Origin of the sequence: Pseudovibrio axinellae (assembly GCF_900110875.1) — a bacterium.
GTDB lineage: Bacteria > Pseudomonadota > Alphaproteobacteria > Rhizobiales > Stappiaceae > Pseudovibrio > Pseudovibrio axinellae.
The window spans coordinates 628,382-644,749 of the sequence record NZ_FOFM01000001.1; the positions used below are offsets into that span (position 1 = coordinate 628,382).

Genomic DNA, 16,368 nt, shown 5'->3' on the forward strand with positions numbered 1-16,368 from the left:
GGTGCTACAAGGTTCACCACGCAGCAACATACCCAACCCATTCAGTTTACGCCATGATTTCAGGCTCTCTCAAGTTTAATGAAAAATGCTAGATTTTTACTTAACGCCATTATCTTGAAGATGGTGCGGTGTTGACGCACCCTACTTTTCGTCTGCACTTCGCTTCGCAGCTTGTTTCCTGCGACGCAGATTTGCGCGCAATGCTTCAGCTAACCGCTCAGCTTTAGGATCACCTTTAGGCTTCGCGGTGGACTTTGAAGTCGTATCCGAACTTTCGGTTTTCTTTGAATCTGTCATACCTAACTGGTACACGAGGAGCGGAATGAAGCCAAGTGTCTTCACATAGGGCAAGTACATGGCAATACTCTCATTTCACTATGGCAATCAGTTTCCACAGAACTGCCAACAAAAGCCCTTGCAGGTTTAAAAAGGTTATGACATAAGCCTCCTCGTTCTGAGGGCAGCGCCCACAGGACGTTTACCTCGTTGCAATGAACGCGGTTTTAGAAGAAAGTTGAAGCTCTTGAATGCTTCACGTTATACGATGCTGCCGTAGCTCAGGGGTAGAGCACTCCCTTGGTAAGGGAGAGGTCGAGAGTTCAAATCTCTCCGGCAGCACCATTTTCCTTCTAACGCGTTGGCAAATTTTCGGTATGCTGCCGTAGCTCAGGGGTAGAGCACTCCCTTGGTAAGGGAGAGGTCGAGAGTTCAAATCTCTCCGGCAGCACCAGTCCTTCTCAAATCTATTTGCTCCAGAGGCTTCTAGCCTTCGTTTTTGCTGGTCGCATGTGTTGATGAGCTTTCTATAGAGCTTCGCCGCCCAAATTAATTACAACTCTGCGGTGAATACATTCCCAGCCAAGGCTGCTGTGGTGATCTTGCCTCGCCAGCTGATTGCGCTATTTTATCGATCATTTTACATTGATGTAGAACAAAAATTCAATAAACCGCATATAGATGCAGAATATTGAAATAAAATTCTACTATTCTTTGTTCATTTTTAACCTGACCCTGCGTCAATGCTACCTCGAAACAGTGGAACACATTTCAACCACATTTCATCTTTGGGTTGGTTTACTTATGTGGGATCTCCTGCGACCTTACTGAGGTCTTTGGGGGCATATTGGGGTAGTTTTCCACGTAACCGTTTCTGACGGAACAGGGAAAGAGGGTATGCCCTCCGAGCGCATCTGTGTGCAAGACCACGCAGAGGTCCAAATATTTTCATTTTAGTGGAGGCTCAGGAGATGAAAATGGAACAGGCAGTCATCGAAACGGATATTCCATCAACCGCAACAGGACGGTTTTCGGCAGCAGAATTGCAAATGCTCCGCTACCAACTTGAAGAGATGGAGTTTGCCAAGCTTATACGGCTGGTTTCCAGCCTTCCCTCAGAAAAGTGGGAAAGCGCAGCTGAGGCACTTTACGAACTCTAAGTGCATTTACCACCATTATTAGCGGCGGTGCTGGCTTTCATCATTAGACATTGTGCAGCTTAAAGCGAGACACCAAAGCAACCTTAAATCATTGTGGCTACATTGGTTTCTGACAAAAGCCTATTTCCGTCCCAATTCTTTTTGTGACCGCGCACTTCGCGCGGCGCTGGCCCAAAGTAGCCCGCAGATTTCACAAAATCTCTTGGTTGCAGGATAATTGATGCGATGCGTTGGTACAGCGATTTGGCCGAAATAGGCTTGCACAACAACTCATGGATGCCAAGTTTTCTTGCCTCAATGATACGGCTACGTTCTGTATGCGCTGTGACCATGATGATGGGGATGTATGCATAAGGGTTGTTCGGAGTGCGGATCATACGCACCATCTCAGCGCCGTCGAGAATTGGCATAACCCAATCCAGAATCAAAATATCTGGATTGGCCCGATCCATGGCTTCAAGACCTGAAGCTCCATCCTCAGCTTCAATTATCTTTCTAACCCCAAAACTTTGGAGCATAGTGCGTAGAATAGTGCGCATATAGGCGCTATCTTCTACCACCAAAAACGATAGGGATGACAGGTCAATACTCACGCAATTAAGCCCCGGTCACTTGGTGCAACCCAATTAATTAGAACAGAAATTCAGTTAATAGTTACAAGGTGTGGCAGAGAACATAACAAATTGCAAGACTGGCCGATTATAGATCTATGTCAAAGACCATCTCTACGTTATATAGGCTGATAGGCGTTAACTGAAAATATCCTTTGATAAATCCGCTAAATTAAGGACCGCGTCAATGTGTCCTGCGACAGCACTAAGGTTTATCGCTAAGTTTAGGCTAACTCTAAAATATCGCCATACAATACCGCCGCAATAGTAAGGGGCAAAAAATGGACTACCAAAATATCTTCGATGAAGCGATTGCTTCTTTGAAGGGTGAGAAGCGGTACCGAGTATTTGCTAATCTGGAACGCATTGCAGGGCGCCACCCACACGCTCTGTGGCGTAAAGAAAATCAAAACCTTCGTGAAATCGTCATTTGGTGTTCCAACGACTACCTTGGGATGGGGCAGCACCCTAAAGTTATCGACGCGATGACAGAGACTGTTCAGCGCATGGGCGCTGGCGCTGGCGGCACCCGGAACATTTCTGGCACGAACTATCCCCTGGTCATGCTTGAGGAAGAACTCGCAGACCTGCACGGGAAAGAAAGTGCTCTGGTGTTCTCCAGCGGTTTTGTTTCTAATGAGGCGTCCATTTCAACCATCGCAAAGTTGCTCCCAGATTGTCTTATTCTTTCTGACCAGCTGAACCACGCTTCCATGATTGCGGGCGTTCGCGGGGCAGGCACTTCAAAACAAGTCTGGCGCCACAACGATCTAGAGCACCTTGAAGACTTGCTCAAAGCGGCTGGTAATGATCGCGCAAAACTAATTGTGTTTGAATCTGTCTATTCAATGGACGGCGACGTTGCTCCAATTGAGCGTATTGCTGACCTTGCTGACAAATACAACGCCATGACCTACATTGATGAAGTGCATGCAGTAGGTATGTACGGCTCACGCGGCGCGGGCATTTGTGAACGCGACGACGTCATGGATCGTATTGACATTATTGAAGGCACGCTTGCCAAAGCCTTCGGTGTTATGGGTGGTTATATCACCGCCTCGCAGACCATCATTGATGCCGTTCGCTCCTACGCTCCTGGCTTCATCTTCACCACTGCAATTCCTCCTGGGCTCGCAGCTGCTGCAACGGCATCCATCAGACACCTGAAAGAATCCGGTGCTGAGCGTGATGGTCAGCAGCGTCAGGCGCAGCGTACTAAGGACGTTCTGAGCGCAGCAGGCCTGCCTGTCATGCCTTCTGAGACACACATCATCCCAGTACTGGTTGCTGACCCTGATCTGTGTAAACAGGCTACAGATCTCTTGCTTGATAAGCATGGCATCTACATCCAGCCGATCAACTACCCGACCGTACCACGCGGCACCGAACGTCTGCGTATTACACCAGGTCCGGTACACAATGATGCATTGATTGATCATCTGCGAGACGCGCTGGTCGATGTTTGGCAGACATTGGGCCTACCATTTACTGACGCTCCGGCCGAGGACGAAGTGGATGGCGCAAAAGGACAAGCGGTTTATCAGTTCGCTGGCGGTTAAGTGCTGACACATATAATGCAAAAAGGCCGGCAGATTTGCCGGCCTTTTTGTATGGTAAGCTGAAATAGAAACGCAGCCCTCGCGTAACGAGCTTCATGCTATCGCTTTACGTGATAGCCTCGTTCAGGAAACCTTGCGCTTTGCAGCTTCAACAGGTGCGCTGTTTTCTTGCAGGTCACCATCATCGAGAATACGCCACTTCGGCCCTTCCATATCATCATATTGTCCCGAACGAAGGGACCATAAGAATGCAACCAGACCGGCACCACCGAGAACCAGTGCAATAGGAATTAGGTAGATCAAGACTTCCATAGTTCTGCTCAGGCCTTTTCATTGGGCTGCGTTGAGGCACCTGCAATCATGCGCAGGCGTACTGCATTTAAAGTAACGATAATAGAAGAACCCGACATAGCCAAGGCCGCAACAAGGGGTGTGACAAAACCAAGCACCGCGAAAGGCACCGCCAACAAATTATAGATCACGGAAATGATCAGGTTTTGGTTCATGACCCAGCGCGCTTTGCGTGAAATGTTGAGAGCGCTCATAACTGGGGTGAGACTATCCCCCATGAAGATGGCATCAGCTGCGGCCTGACTGACGTGCACAGCCGAAACCGGTGACATAGACACATTTGCTGCCGCAAGCGAAGGTGCATCATTGAGCCCATCGCCTACCATCAGAACTTTACGTCCCTGCGCCTTGAGCGCTTCAATACGGTCGATTTTATCCTGCGGTTTAAGGTTGGCTTTCCAATCCGCTACCTGCAACATATCTGCTGCATACTTCACCGCGCCAGTATGATCACCGCTCAGGATCTCCAGATTATAACCAGCATCTCTTAATTGCTGGATCGTCTCCGTTGCCTTTTCGCGCATAAACTGGCCAACAGGAAGCAGCGTTGCTGGTTCACTACCCTCTTGGAAAGCAACGAATGAGGCATCTGGCCTTTGTGTTCTCATCTCGTTCAACTGTACATCCGAGACGCCACAGAACGCTGGAGACCCCAGCTTTACGGCGCGCCCATCTACCACAGCCTCAACACCCCTGCCCGCAATTTCTTTTACATCTGACAGGATGTGCTGAGCACCCGTCGCTCTTGCAATCGCCTGGGACAATGGATGCGAGGATGAAAGCGCTAATCGCCCAGCCAGCTCAAGCTGGTCTGCGGACAGTCCATGTTTTTTTGAAAGCGTCGCATCGGGGAGTGTGAGCGTCCCGGTTTTATCAAATACGATAGTATCTACACTCGCCAATCGCTCAATAGCGTCGCCTGCATTCAAGAGAACTCGTTCTTTAAAGAACAGGCCGCTTGCTACAACTTGTACAGCCGGAATTGCAAGGCCGAGAGCGCAGGGACAAGTTATGATGAGTACAGAGATCGAGATGACCATGGCTGTTTGCCAGTCCATACCCATCACGACCCAGCCAATGAAAGTCAGAAGAGCAGCTGCGTGAACGACAGGGGCATACAATTGTGAAGCACGGTCAGCTACCTGAACATATTTGGAACGACCTTCCATCGCCGTTTCAAGCAGACTATTAACTTCGTCAAGCAACGTCCCCTTCACCGCTGCAGTGACTTCGATCTCCAACACACCATGGGTGTTCATGGTCCCGGCATAGACCAGGTCGCCTTGCTGGACTGACTGCAACAGCGTTTCACCAGTCACAAGGCTTTGATCTACTTCGGATGTCCCTGTGGAGATTCTGCCATCAACGGAAATACGTTCGCCAGCTCTGACCAGAACCCGGTCTCCAGCAGTCAGTTTCGACAGAGGCACGTTCTGCGTACTTCCATCCTCCAGGATTTTTGCAGCACTTTCAGCCTTGAGCGTTGCCAGGTTTTCTGCAAAAGAACGTGTCTTGCGCCGCATTAGATGGTCGCAATAGCGACCAACAAGTAAGAAAAACAGCAGCATAACGGCGCTATCAAAATACGCGTGCTCTGCTTCCTGAATTGTTTGCCAGATCGATAGTCCCGTTGCCAGTAACACGCCGATCGTAATCGGGACGTCCATGTTCAGGCGCCCGGTCTTGACGGCCATATATGCGCTGCGAAAGAAGATACGCCCAGAATACACGACTGTTGGCAGAGCAATCAGCGCTGAAATCCAGTGAAAGAAGGAACGTGTTTCAGGGTCAATGTCCGTCGTGTTGCCTGACCAGATAGAAATGGATAGCAACATAATGTTCATTGCGGCAAATCCCGAAACAGCCAGTGCTCTCAGTATTTCTTTGCCAACAGCATCGCCACGCGACTTTACCTGTGCAGGGTCAAATGGATAAGCTTTATACCCCAGATGTTGCAGTAGTTCGACAATCGGAGCCGGGCTTGTCGTTTGCTCATCCCAGTCGACTGCTAGTCTGTGAGAGGATAAGTTTACGCGCGCGTTTTCAACGCCATCCAGCTTTCGAAGGCCACGCTCGATCTCATACATACATGCAGCACACGTAATACCATCAACCGCAAGGTCCATATGAGCCTTGCCATTGCCGGTATCTGTTACGAATGCAGCCCAATCGCTTTCAGGCGCAGACATATCAATACCGCCTTATTCAGCGAAGAAAATCTTATTTTTGGAACGGAAGATGGGAAATGACTTATCGCTTGGGTCAGCAATCTCAACCACCACATTCCAATGTCCAGCTCCAAGATTGGATAGGTTAGCCACATACTCACCGGCCGAACGCTCTGATAAGATGAGGTCTTGATCGGCTGCTGTTATAGCTGGACGGTGCAGTTTGACGGTGACACTCTCACCGGTGATAACAGCGCCAGTTTTGTCTTCTGCAAGTACGCGGATATGTGCGGAGCCATCACCATTGCGCTCGATAGCTGCATCGACATTCCAATTCAGCGCCGCCTGCGCTTTTGCATTGGCGATTTCTTTGTTGTAACGCTGGCTAACCTTATATGAGCTGTCCACTTCCAAGCCTGGGAAGGTGTCGAGCGCAATATAGATCATAACTGCGTTCATAGCAGCGATAACACCAAAGAATGCAATAAGGCGATACAGAACCATACGGCCTGTGAGTTGCCGAGGTTTGCGCGATGACTTTTGATCGATGGCCATAGTCATATCCTGCTCCTTTTTGGCGGCTCAACGGATGGGGGTGAGCTTCGCTTTTATGGTGTTCCAGTGATAAGGGGCGTACCCCTTATCACGCAAGTTGAATTAGGTAATTCTACAACTTGTATCTCTTATTCTCCCGGCGCCCGGAAGAAATCATGAATTACCGTTGTTTCACCGGTTTCGGTATCAACCAACTTAAAGCTCATTGCTCTTGAGTTTGGCAGATCAACACCGGTTGGTGAGAATACAAGCGCGCGCACTGAGCGAGTGGTATCAGCATCAACAGACAAACTAAGTTGTGTTTTGTTTGTAATAGCTTCATCATTCCGATGAATGCCGACGACCTCAAAAGTCGTACCCGCTGGCATGCCTTCAACGCTTAAGGTGAAGGACTGTTCATTGTTGTGCTTGTTCAAGAGACGGAGTGAATAGCCGTTTCGGAATGAACCATCACTTTGCTGAACGTATAGTGGGTTACGGTCATGCACGACAGACAGCCCTGTCATGGAGCGGTTAAGCTGCATGTACAGCATCACACCTGCAATCATGGCAATGATCAACGTGTATAAAACAGTACGCGGACGGATCAGGCGGTAAACTGGTGTTTCCCCCTTTTCACGGCGCTCAATGTTGAGGTCCGTGTCGTACGCGATCAATCCAGTTGGTTTACCAACCTTATCCATGATTGAATCACATGCGTCGATGCACAGACCGCACTGAATACAATCGAGCTGAGCACCTTTGCGGATGTCAACGCCGGTCGGACATGCGTAAAGACATTGGTTACAGTCGATACAATCACCAGCAGGCAGGCCCTCCTCCTCGCGTTTCAGGCTCTCTTTGAGGTGGCCACGTGGCTCACCGCGATCGTAACGGTAGGTTACGTTGAGTGCATGCTCATCTGTGAGAGCTGCCTGAATTCTTGGCCATGGGCACATATACACACAGATCTGCTCGCGCATGTGACCTGCAAGTGAGTATGTGGTGAAAGTAAGGATGCCGATCCAAACGTAAGCCGACAGAGCTGCCTGACCTGTTGCAAGGTCATGAACAAGCGTTGGAGCATCTGCAAAATACAGAACCCAAGCACCGCCCGTCCACCAGGCTATCATCAGCCAAAGGAAGTGTTTCGTTCCTTTTTTGAGGATTTTTTCGGCTGACCAGGGCTGTTTATCCAGCGCGATCCGCTTGCGGCGGTCACCCTCAATCAAGCTCTCAACACGAAGGAACAGGTCTGTCCAAACGGTCTGCGGACAAAGGTATCCGCACCACAGGCGGCCTGCAATTGCATTCATCAAAAACAAGGCAACAGATGCAATGATGAGCAAACCAGTGAGATAATACACTTCCTGGGGCCAGATCTCGAGAAAGAAGAAATAACCTCTTTTTCTCTCAAAATCGATCAGAACGGCCTGATCGGGGAGCAAGGGCCCTCTGTCCCAACGAAGGAACGGGGTAAAATAATAGATTCCAAGGGTAACAAAAAGGATTGCCCATTTGATTTTGCGGAACCGGCCTTTTACCTCCATAGGGTAAATTTTTGCCGCTGACGCAAACCAGGCATCATCTTCTTCTTTATCGATGGGTTCAACTTGGCTAGACATAATGTCTTCCTCAGTTGGCGATGTGCTTTTTGCAGATTAAGCGAGGACACTTGCGCGTCCTCGCTTGTTCGTCATCTTAAAGAATTAAGAGATCTTACTGACCACCACCGAGAGAGTGAACGTACACAGCCAGTGATTTAACTGTTGTTTCACCCAGACGGTCAATCCATGCAGGCATAACACCGTGACGTGGTGCATCTACCTGAGCAATGATATCTTCGACAGATTTTCCATAAAGGTAGGTTGGTGCAGTCAGGTTTGGAGAACCTGTTTCAGTGCTACCCTTTGCATCTTCCATATGACAGGCAGCACAGTTTTCTTCGTAAACCACTTTACCTGCTTCAAGGTCAACACCTTGTCGCGTTGGAAGACCAGCTACTGAACCAACATAGTTAGCAACTTGGATGATCTCGTCTTTTTCAAGCATCTCATCCCGGCCAAATGCAGGCATTTCTGCATAACGCGTGTCATCGTGTTCTGCACGAACACCGTAAGAGATGGTTGTCGCAAGCGTGTCGAGATCGCCGCCCCAGATCCAGCTGTCATCTTGAAGATTTGGATAACCTTCAAAACCAGTTGCACCTGCGCCGTGACAAGGCGCGCAGTTGTCACCAAATGCGACCTTACCCTGAGCCATAGCAAACTCAAGCAATTCCGGCGTGTCACGAATTTCTTCCAAAGATGCTTCCAGAAGCATCTTACCGGTTTCAGCACGCTCAGCTTCAGCAGCATTGAACTCTGCTGTAACAACAGCGCGCTGACTGTAATCCAAAAGGCCCTTTGTGTAGCCATTGACCAATGGCCAGCTTGGCATCAGCACCCAGTAGATCACGGACCACACTATGGAAGCGTAGAACATGTAGAGCCACCACTTAGGGAGCGGGTGGTTGAGTTCCTTCAGGCCGTCCCATTCGTGACCTGTGGTTTCGACACCCGTTACCTGGTCGATTTCCTTTTTGTACTCAGCCATTAATCATCCTCCCTAAGCGGGACCTGTGAAGCATCGTCAAAGCGCTTACTATTGCTTGGCCAGCAGGCGTAGATAACTACACCTGCAAAGATCGCCATGAAGTAGAGCAAACCGCCGGTTTGCGCGAAGTGTGCAAGAGATGTGTAAGTTGCGTCCATCATCCGCTCCTTAGCGCAGGTTTGCTTTTTCGTCGTAGAGGCTAAAGTCTACGAGCGTGCCAAGCATCTGTAGGTAAGCTACAAGTGCATCCATCTCAGTCACTTCTTTGGCGTTGCCGTCAAAGTCGCGGATGAGAACACCAGGGTAGCGCTCTTCGAACGCTTCTGCTGCATCGCTGTCAGGCTCTGCCTGCGCGAGAAGATCCACCTTTGCGCTTGCAATTTGTTCCTCAGAATAAGGAACACCGTACATTGCGTTCACTTTCAGATGGTTTTCGATCTCAATTGTGGAGAGCTTGGCGTCCATCAGGAATGGGTAGCCAGGCATCACAGAGGTCGGAGACACTGAACGCGGGTTGATCAAGTGATCACGCTGCCACTCATCAGAGTACTTACCGCCCACACGAGCGAGATCAGGACCAGTACGTTTGGAACCCCATTGGAATGGGCGATCGTACATGGATTCGGCAGCCAGTGAGTAGTTGCCGTAGCGCTCCAACTCGTCGCGCATCGGACGGATCTGTTGTGAGTGACAGGCATAACAGCCTTCGCGCACATAGATGTTACGTCCTACAAGCTCAAGCGGAGTATAAGGGCGCATACCCTCTGTTTTTTCAATCGTGCTCTTGAGGTAGTAAAGAGGTACGATTTCAACGAGACCGCCGATTGAGATCATGATGACGATGCCAACAATCAGGATCAGCGAGTTTTTCTCGAAGATTTGGTGTTTTTTCCAAGCAGACATTCGTGATCTCCCGATTATTCCGCTGGCGCCAGTGCAGGCTGACCTGCAGCGTCACTTTCGAGTTCTTCACCTACGCGCACTGTCATCACAAGGTTGTAAACCATGATGAGAGCACCTGCGAGGAAGAGAAGACCACCAAACGCGCGCATGACGTAGAACGGATACATCGCATCTACTGTGTCGATGAATGAGTACTCAAGGAAGCCGAGGCTGTCATAAGCACGCCACATCAGGCCTTGCATGATGCCAGATACCCACATGGAGCAGATGTAGAACACAATGCCCATAGTAGAGACCCAGAAGTGCCAGTTAACGAGGCGAAGTGAGTACAGAGACTTCTTATTGTAGAGCCAAGGAACAAGGCAGTACAAAGCACCAAAGGAGATGTAACCAACCCAACCAAGAGCACCTGCGTGTACATGGCCAATTGTCCAGTCAGTGTAGTGAGACAAACCGTTCACTGCACGAATAGACATCAATGGCCCTTCGAAGGTTGCCATGCCGTAGAAGGCTACGGAAACCACCATCATACGCAGAACAGGGTCAGTACGAAGCTTGTCCCAAGCACCGGACAAGGTCATCAGACCATTGATCATACCACCCCAGGACGGCATCCAAAGGATAATAGAGAAGGTCATACCAAGCGTAGACGCCCACTGTGGCAGTGAGGTGTAATGCAAGTGGTGAGGACCAGCCCAGATGTATAGGAAGATCAGCGCCCAAAAGTGTACAATTGACAGGCGGTAAGAATAAACCGGACGCTCAGCACGCTTCGGAATGAAGTAGTACATGATTGCCAGGAAGCCAGCTGTCAGGAAGAAGCCCACTGCGTTATGGCCATACCACCACTGCACCATCGCATCCTGCACACCAGACCAAACGATGTAGGACTTGGTGGAGTAGATGCTTACTGGGAGCGAGGCGTTGTTGAACAAGTGCAGAACAGCAATTGTTACGATGAACGCAAGGTAGAACCAGTTTGCCACATAAATGTGAGATTCCTTACGCCGCCAAATGACGCCGAGGAATGTCAGCAGGTATCCGACCCATACAACGGTCAGCAGCCAATCAGCATACCATTCTGGTTCAGCGTACTCTTTACCCTGTGTAACACCGAGGAGGTAACCGGTACCTGCCACAACGATGAAAAGGTTGTAACCGAGAACGACAAACCATGGGGCAATTGCGCCTGGCAAACGTGCCTGACAGGTGCGTTGCACAACGTAGAATGAAGTCGCGATAAGCACGTTACCGCCGAACGCAAAAATAACAGCAGAAGTATGCAGTGGACGAAGCCGTCCAAAATTGATCCATGGCAGGTCAAAGTTCAGAGCTGGGAAAGCCAGCTGAGATGCGATGATCACTCCTACCAAGAAGCCCGCGATACCCCAGAAAACAGATGCCCACGTCGTGAATTTAACAGGGCCCATGTTGTAGTTAGGCTTACCGTTAATTTCCAGCGGTGCGGGAGTATTGTTTCCGTCGAAGTATCGGCGAAAAATGTAAAAAATACCTGCTAATGATGCAAGTGCAATCAATGCGGTATGAAATGCTAAGACCTGATCCCAGGTTTTCCCTGCGATGACCAGACAGAAAATCGCTATCGCGAGAAGAAGGAGGGAAAATCCGCCTTCTTCGAGCGACAGATATCTGACTTTCCGCTCACCCATGATGTTCGCCCCATATAAAGTAAACAAGCTCATCCGGATAGGAGAACCTGAGGGTAGTTCTATGGGTGGCAAAATGCCCCGCCCTTGATACATGTCAAAAAAAACTCGAACAAAAAAAATAAAATTACTCTAATTCGCAACTAGACCCCATATTTTCGCATTTTACTCATATATTACATAAGTTTAAGGTCAGATGCGTTGTTTTGGCGCAGTTTGGAGCACCTTTCAGTGCTCTCTCAAAATCTCGCGTATTTTGATAGGTAAATCAGCACGAACCCGCATACATAGAATCATAATCTGCCGGATTACGGGCGAACATTATACCGCAGCGCACAATTGCTTTTGGTTCAGCCTTATTTACCCGCGATGGAACACCGCCTACTCGCTGGCAGCTTGTTGGAGAGGAACCGGGCCCAGAACATATCGCGTCACGAGTGGCATTAGCGCCAGGAGGCCGATAAAACGGGCCAGTTGATGTGTTGCTACGAAGACCGGATCGATATCAAGAAGGATTGAAATCAGCAGCATTGCCTCCATTCCCCCTGGGGCAAATGCAAGAAAAACCTTATCAAACGAGATCGACAGCGCCCAAGACGTTATCAGAGCGCCTGTTAAGGCAACGGACAAACTAATCGCAAAAACCACAAGCGATGTTCCAAGCATAGGCCGTAGTGCTTTTGCATCCATCTTGCTTATATATAAACCGACTGTGGTGCCCATGATGGTGTAACAAGGCATTATAAGCCAGACAGGCAATGCAAACTCCATGAACCCAGTTGAATTAAGGAGTACACTTACGAAGAAAGCCCCGGTTAGAAAGCCTGATGGCATTCGTAGTTTTTGGGCGCCAAACCCTGCTGCAGCACATATTCCAAGAGCAGCGAAAAGCTCAGTGACAGTCGTTGCAGTAACAACGACAGCAGCTGCGCCATCTTTGATGCCATGAACGCCTCCATCGACGATATTTGAAATGATAAATGGCAGGACTGCGATCAAGAGAAAGAGGCGTACAAGTTGGACGACCATAATCCGGTCCATGGGTGCCCCCCTCTCCTGTGCAAGTGCCGCCGTCATCCCCAACGCGCCTGGCAGTCCGGCAAAAAACGCCTCATCACGCGCCCATCCGCACTTTTTATAGGCATACAGATAAACAACAGATGTAATGCAACTCACAACCATAACCAGCGCCAGTATCGAAAATGGCCACACTGCAGCGCCTGCCCAAAAGCCAGGAGAAACTGCGGATCCCATAGCTGCACCTATAAAAATATAATTGGCCGAGACCATCGACTTGGGAAGCTCCAGCTGTGCATTTGAGAACAAAGGCAGCGATAGTGACTTTGCCAAAACAACAGCAACCATAGGACCTGCGAGATAACTTGCTGGTAGAGACAGCGTCTCAAACGCGAGAGCACCAGCACCCCCAAGCGCCAGAACTCCAAGCAAATTCAGTTTGTCTTTTCCAGTCATGGCCTTACCTCTCACCATCTAATAGGACAACAGAGATACAAACAGCAATTCATATGATCAATCTTGATTCAATCAATCAATGTATCCTTTCAACCTGGAGCTATGGACACGCGCACAAACACGTCGAATTAATTGATCGCACTTGAGTTTTTTAAAAACTCCGTGATGTTGACAGGGATCAAAGTCGAATTAGTCCATTTGCGTATGGTAGCGTTATGACCGATCTAGAGCAAAAATATGCGTCGCTGAACGTACCTCGTTATACCTCTTACCCAACTGCACCTCATTTCAGTGAAGCAGTAGGGCCTGCGATCTATGGTGACTGGCTGGAGAGTATTCCTCGTGACACCCCGTTGTCGCTCTATCTGCACGTGCCGTTTTGTCAGGAAATGTGCCACTACTGCGGTTGCAATACCAAAGCGACTAAGAAGATCCAGCCCGTGCTGGCTTATGTCGAATTGATGCTCAAAGAGATTGACCTTGTGCTTGCACGACTTGGAACAGGTCGCGCTGTTCATCATATTCATTGGGGTGGTGGGACGCCGAGTCTGGTTCCTCGGGAAGCTTTTCTAAAAATTGTCGAAAAGCTTAAGGCCAACTTCGTGTTCACTGATGATATTGAACATGCAATTGAACTTGACCCAAGGACAGTGGGAGATTATCTCGCCGAAACACTCAAGATGGCGGGTATCACACGCACCAGTCTTGGTGTGCAGGACTTTGATGAAGATGTTCAAAAACAGATTGGTCGAATTCAGCCTCTCAAAACAGTCGAGAAAGCAGTTGCTGCGCTCCGCAATGTTGGACTGAATGATATCAATTTTGACTTGATGTACGGCTTGCCAGGCCAGTCCGAAAAAACAATCCGCGAAACTGTCGAGTATACAAAAGCCTTGGCACCAGGCCGCGTCGCACTCTTTGGATATGCGCACGTTCCTTGGTTCAAGAAACACCAGCAGCTGATTAAAGAAGAAAACCTTCCTGGCACCAACGAACGGATCATGCTTTCTGACGTGTCACGCGATGCGCTCGTTGAAGCAGGCTACGACGTTATTGGTCTTGACCACTTTGCCCTGCCAACCGACGAGATGGCGATTGCACTCAAAGAGGGTCGCTTACGCCGGAACTTCCAAGGCTATACCACAGACAATGCGGACTGCCTGATCGGTTTTGGCTGTAGCTCTATCGGCTTCCTACCACAGGGGTATGTGCAAACAACACCTTCTGCGCGTGAATGGGAGCGTATGCTGGCTGATGAAACCCTACCAATTAAGAAGGGTATTGCTGTTGACCAGATCGATCTCTGTCGTGCAGAGATCATCATGCAACTGATGACCTACTATCAGGTCGACTATGCAGCAAAAGCTCAAAAATACGGTCTGCCTGCAGGTGAATTCGATAAGATTCCCGAAGCGCTGCAAGACATGGTGAACGATGCCGTTGTTGAGCAAAACGGAACGACTGTGACAGTTACCAATGCTGGGCGTCGGTATGTTCGTGTGGTGGCTGCTGCTTTTGATAGTTACCTTGCAACACAGCAAGCGCGTCACTCTGTAGCGGTATAAGTTCTTTTCCACTAAAGAAAACATAAAGCGGCTTTTGAGGCCGCTTTTATTTTGCATATCTAAAGTAAAAAAGGCGCTGAGAACTCAGCGCCTACCTCGACTTCACATCAAGCAATTTTGTAAGTGTCTTCTGGCGGGCGCATGTATATGGCCCGTGCTTCTTGATACAAGCCTAGTGCATACCAGTCAGCTGGCAGATACCGCAGATATTGGTGATGTGGATGCTGTCTTGCTTTTCAACCTTGATCAGACCGCGGCGCTTGAGCTGGGAAATCACGCGGCTTACGGTTTCAATCGTGAGCCCGAGATAGTCCGCAATTTCCTGGCGGGTCATCGAGAGTGCAACCGTCTTGGTATCAGGTTTACCTTCTTCAATAGGCCCACTACAGCCGTGTCCACCGCGATTAGGTACAAGGCTCATCAAGAACGTGGAAACTCGTTCAAGAGCAGATTTACGACCCAAAAGGACCGTATGCTCATGCAAGGTCTCCATCTGAGACAGTAGGCAACGATTTACATAATGCTGCATCATTGGCGAGGTGGAAATCTCACGGCTCTCGAAAACCTGAAGCTCTACTTCTGTTAGCGCTTCGGCAGTGCAATCGAAGAATTCACGGTTTGAGAAGCCGAGCATATCGCCTTCACGCAGAATATAAACGACCTGACGACGACCATCCGGAAGAAGCTTGTAGAGCATCATAACTCCACGCAGAACCTCGTAGAGACGCTCAGCCTTATCGCCTTCGTAGAAAAGTACGTCATGGGCAGACAACCGCTGCTTCCGGCCGGTATTCTTTCCAATACCGTCTGGCTGCTTGAAATTTTCCTGACAACCGTTGAATGGTGCCTGGCCATCAAGGTCGCTAAACTTTGTCAATGTGGCCGATACCATAGTCCCTCCTCGCGGATACCTCCGCAAACATCGTGCCTAAGCAAGTAGCGAAAACTATTCGTGTATTCTCTAAATGCCTCTGGGCTCTGACAAGCATCCGTCACTGCTTGCCTGAACCGTTGATGCAGATTTAATGATAAGAATGCAACGCCAAAATACGCATTAAAACCTAGGAGCCAGAATCCCAAAAAAGTAATTTGATCTGGAACAAACGTTTTTTTGCGCTAAATCAACTTTACACGTACGTCAATAAATCTTGTTCTTTCAGTGGCTTACGTACAATAGGCGTGGCGTTCATTTTTGGCAGTTCTCGTGTAATCTTCCAGAGTGGCTGACCACTGATTGCGACAATTTGTGGCGCTTCATCCAAAGCCGCGACCTTCTCAATCAAGTCAGAACCAGCTAGCCCAGGAAGGTGGAGGTCGACAAAAACAGTGTCTTCTAAACGCGGTGACGCATCTGCAAGAAACGATTCTCCGTCTGCGAACGCCGCGCAAGAGAGATCCAGGCTCTCAAACATCCTGGCAATCGCATCGCGCACAGAAACATCATCTTCAACGATATAGATCACAACAAACCCCAGCGTTGTTCTCGTAGCTAGTGAGGTGAAGCAC

16 protein-coding genes and 2 tRNA genes are annotated in these 16,368 nt (G+C 49.2%); 5 read left to right on the plus strand and 13 right to left on the minus strand.

Annotation, left to right across the window (positions count from 1 at the left end; genetic code table 11):
* Positions 1-141: 141 nt before the first annotated feature.
* Complete coding sequence (locus BMZ51_RS02840; protein WP_068006204.1) at positions 142-357, minus strand: hypothetical protein; 216 nt, start codon at positions 355-357, stop codon at positions 142-144.
* 189 nt (positions 358-546) lie between these two features.
* Here BMZ51_RS02840 and BMZ51_RS02845 point away from each other — a divergent pair.
* The 3 genes from BMZ51_RS02845 (at position 547) to BMZ51_RS02855 (ending at position 1,436) form a co-directional block, all read left to right on the plus strand.
* Positions 547-621, plus strand: a tRNA-Thr gene (locus BMZ51_RS02845).
* A 34-nt stretch (positions 622-655) separates the two neighbouring features.
* Positions 656-730 (plus strand) — tRNA-Thr (locus BMZ51_RS02850).
* A 523-nt stretch (positions 731-1,253) separates the two neighbouring features.
* Positions 1,254-1,436: a hypothetical protein gene (locus tag BMZ51_RS02855; protein ID WP_068006202.1), complete on the plus strand. Its 183-nt coding sequence runs from the start codon at positions 1,254-1,256 to the stop codon at positions 1,434-1,436.
* Between the two features lie 83 nt (positions 1,437-1,519).
* Here the strand turns inward: BMZ51_RS02855 and BMZ51_RS02860 are convergent, their stop codons facing one another.
* Complete coding sequence (locus BMZ51_RS02860) at positions 1,520-2,029, minus strand: response regulator (RefSeq protein ID WP_074881744.1); 510 nt, start codon at positions 2,027-2,029, stop codon at positions 1,520-1,522.
* 299 nt (positions 2,030-2,328) lie between these two features.
* Between BMZ51_RS02860 and hemA the strand changes: the two genes are divergently transcribed.
* Entirely contained in the window at positions 2,329-3,606 is a 1,278-nt protein-coding gene (gene hemA, locus BMZ51_RS02865; protein WP_068006199.1) for a 5-aminolevulinate synthase, read from the plus strand.
* A gap of 123 nt (positions 3,607-3,729) precedes the next feature.
* Here hemA and ccoS read toward each other — a convergent pair whose 3' ends face one another.
* From ccoS to BMZ51_RS02910, 9 genes are all read right to left on the minus strand, one after another.
* Positions 3,730-3,918, minus strand: coding sequence for a cbb3-type cytochrome oxidase assembly protein CcoS (gene ccoS / locus BMZ51_RS02870; protein ID WP_068006198.1), 189 nt, complete (start codon positions 3,916-3,918; stop codon positions 3,730-3,732).
* Positions 3,919-3,926: 8 nt separating this feature from the next.
* Complete coding sequence (locus BMZ51_RS02875) at positions 3,927-6,146, minus strand: cation-translocating P-type ATPase (protein ID WP_068006196.1); 2,220 nt, start codon at positions 6,144-6,146, stop codon at positions 3,927-3,929.
* 12 nt (positions 6,147-6,158) lie between these two features.
* Positions 6,159-6,686: a FixH family protein gene (locus tag BMZ51_RS02880; protein ID WP_068006195.1), complete on the minus strand. Its 528-nt coding sequence runs from the start codon at positions 6,684-6,686 to the stop codon at positions 6,159-6,161.
* A gap of 122 nt (positions 6,687-6,808) precedes the next feature.
* Positions 6,809-8,209 carry a cytochrome c oxidase accessory protein CcoG gene (gene ccoG, locus BMZ51_RS02885; protein WP_068006399.1) on the minus strand — a complete coding sequence of 467 codons (1,401 nt, stop codon included), beginning with the start codon at positions 8,207-8,209 and terminating at the stop codon, positions 6,809-6,811.
* A gap of 169 nt (positions 8,210-8,378) precedes the next feature.
* Positions 8,379-9,254, minus strand: a complete 876-nt coding sequence (gene ccoP, locus BMZ51_RS02890) for a cytochrome-c oxidase, cbb3-type subunit III (protein WP_068006193.1) — start codon at positions 9,252-9,254, stop codon at positions 8,379-8,381.
* The gene (locus tag BMZ51_RS02895; protein ID WP_068006192.1) at positions 9,254-9,412 is read right to left on the minus strand and encodes a cbb3-type cytochrome c oxidase subunit 3; all 159 of its coding nucleotides are present in this window, start codon (positions 9,410-9,412) and stop codon (positions 9,254-9,256) included. The genes ccoP and BMZ51_RS02895 overlap by 1 nt, the downstream gene beginning before the upstream one ends.
* Before the next feature lie 10 nt (positions 9,413-9,422).
* Positions 9,423-10,157 (minus strand): cytochrome-c oxidase, cbb3-type subunit II, encoded by a 735-nt coding sequence (gene ccoO / locus BMZ51_RS02900; protein ID WP_068006190.1) that lies wholly within the window; start codon positions 10,155-10,157, stop codon positions 9,423-9,425.
* Positions 10,158-10,171: 14 nt separating this feature from the next.
* Positions 10,172-11,827: a cytochrome-c oxidase, cbb3-type subunit I gene (ccoN, locus tag BMZ51_RS02905; protein WP_068006188.1), complete on the minus strand. Its 1,656-nt coding sequence runs from the start codon at positions 11,825-11,827 to the stop codon at positions 10,172-10,174.
* Positions 11,828-12,205: 378 nt separating this feature from the next.
* Positions 12,206-13,297, minus strand: a complete 1,092-nt coding sequence (locus BMZ51_RS02910; protein ID WP_068006186.1) for an AbrB family transcriptional regulator — start codon at positions 13,295-13,297, stop codon at positions 12,206-12,208.
* Between the two features lie 215 nt (positions 13,298-13,512).
* Here BMZ51_RS02910 and hemN point away from each other — a divergent pair, with 215 nt between their 5' ends.
* Positions 13,513-14,862, plus strand: coding sequence for an oxygen-independent coproporphyrinogen III oxidase (gene hemN / locus BMZ51_RS02915; protein ID WP_068006185.1), 1,350 nt, complete (start codon positions 13,513-13,515; stop codon positions 14,860-14,862).
* 172 nt (positions 14,863-15,034) lie between these two features.
* On the opposite strand, the gene BMZ51_RS02920 is transcribed toward hemN, so the two are convergent.
* Complete coding sequence (locus BMZ51_RS02920; RefSeq protein WP_068006183.1) at positions 15,035-15,754, minus strand: Crp/Fnr family transcriptional regulator; 720 nt, start codon at positions 15,752-15,754, stop codon at positions 15,035-15,037.
* Between the two features lie 235 nt (positions 15,755-15,989).
* Positions 15,990-16,325 carry a response regulator gene (locus BMZ51_RS02925; RefSeq protein ID WP_068006181.1) on the minus strand — a complete coding sequence of 112 codons (336 nt, stop codon included), beginning with the start codon at positions 16,323-16,325 and terminating at the stop codon, positions 15,990-15,992.
* Positions 16,326-16,368: the final 43 nt, after the last annotated feature.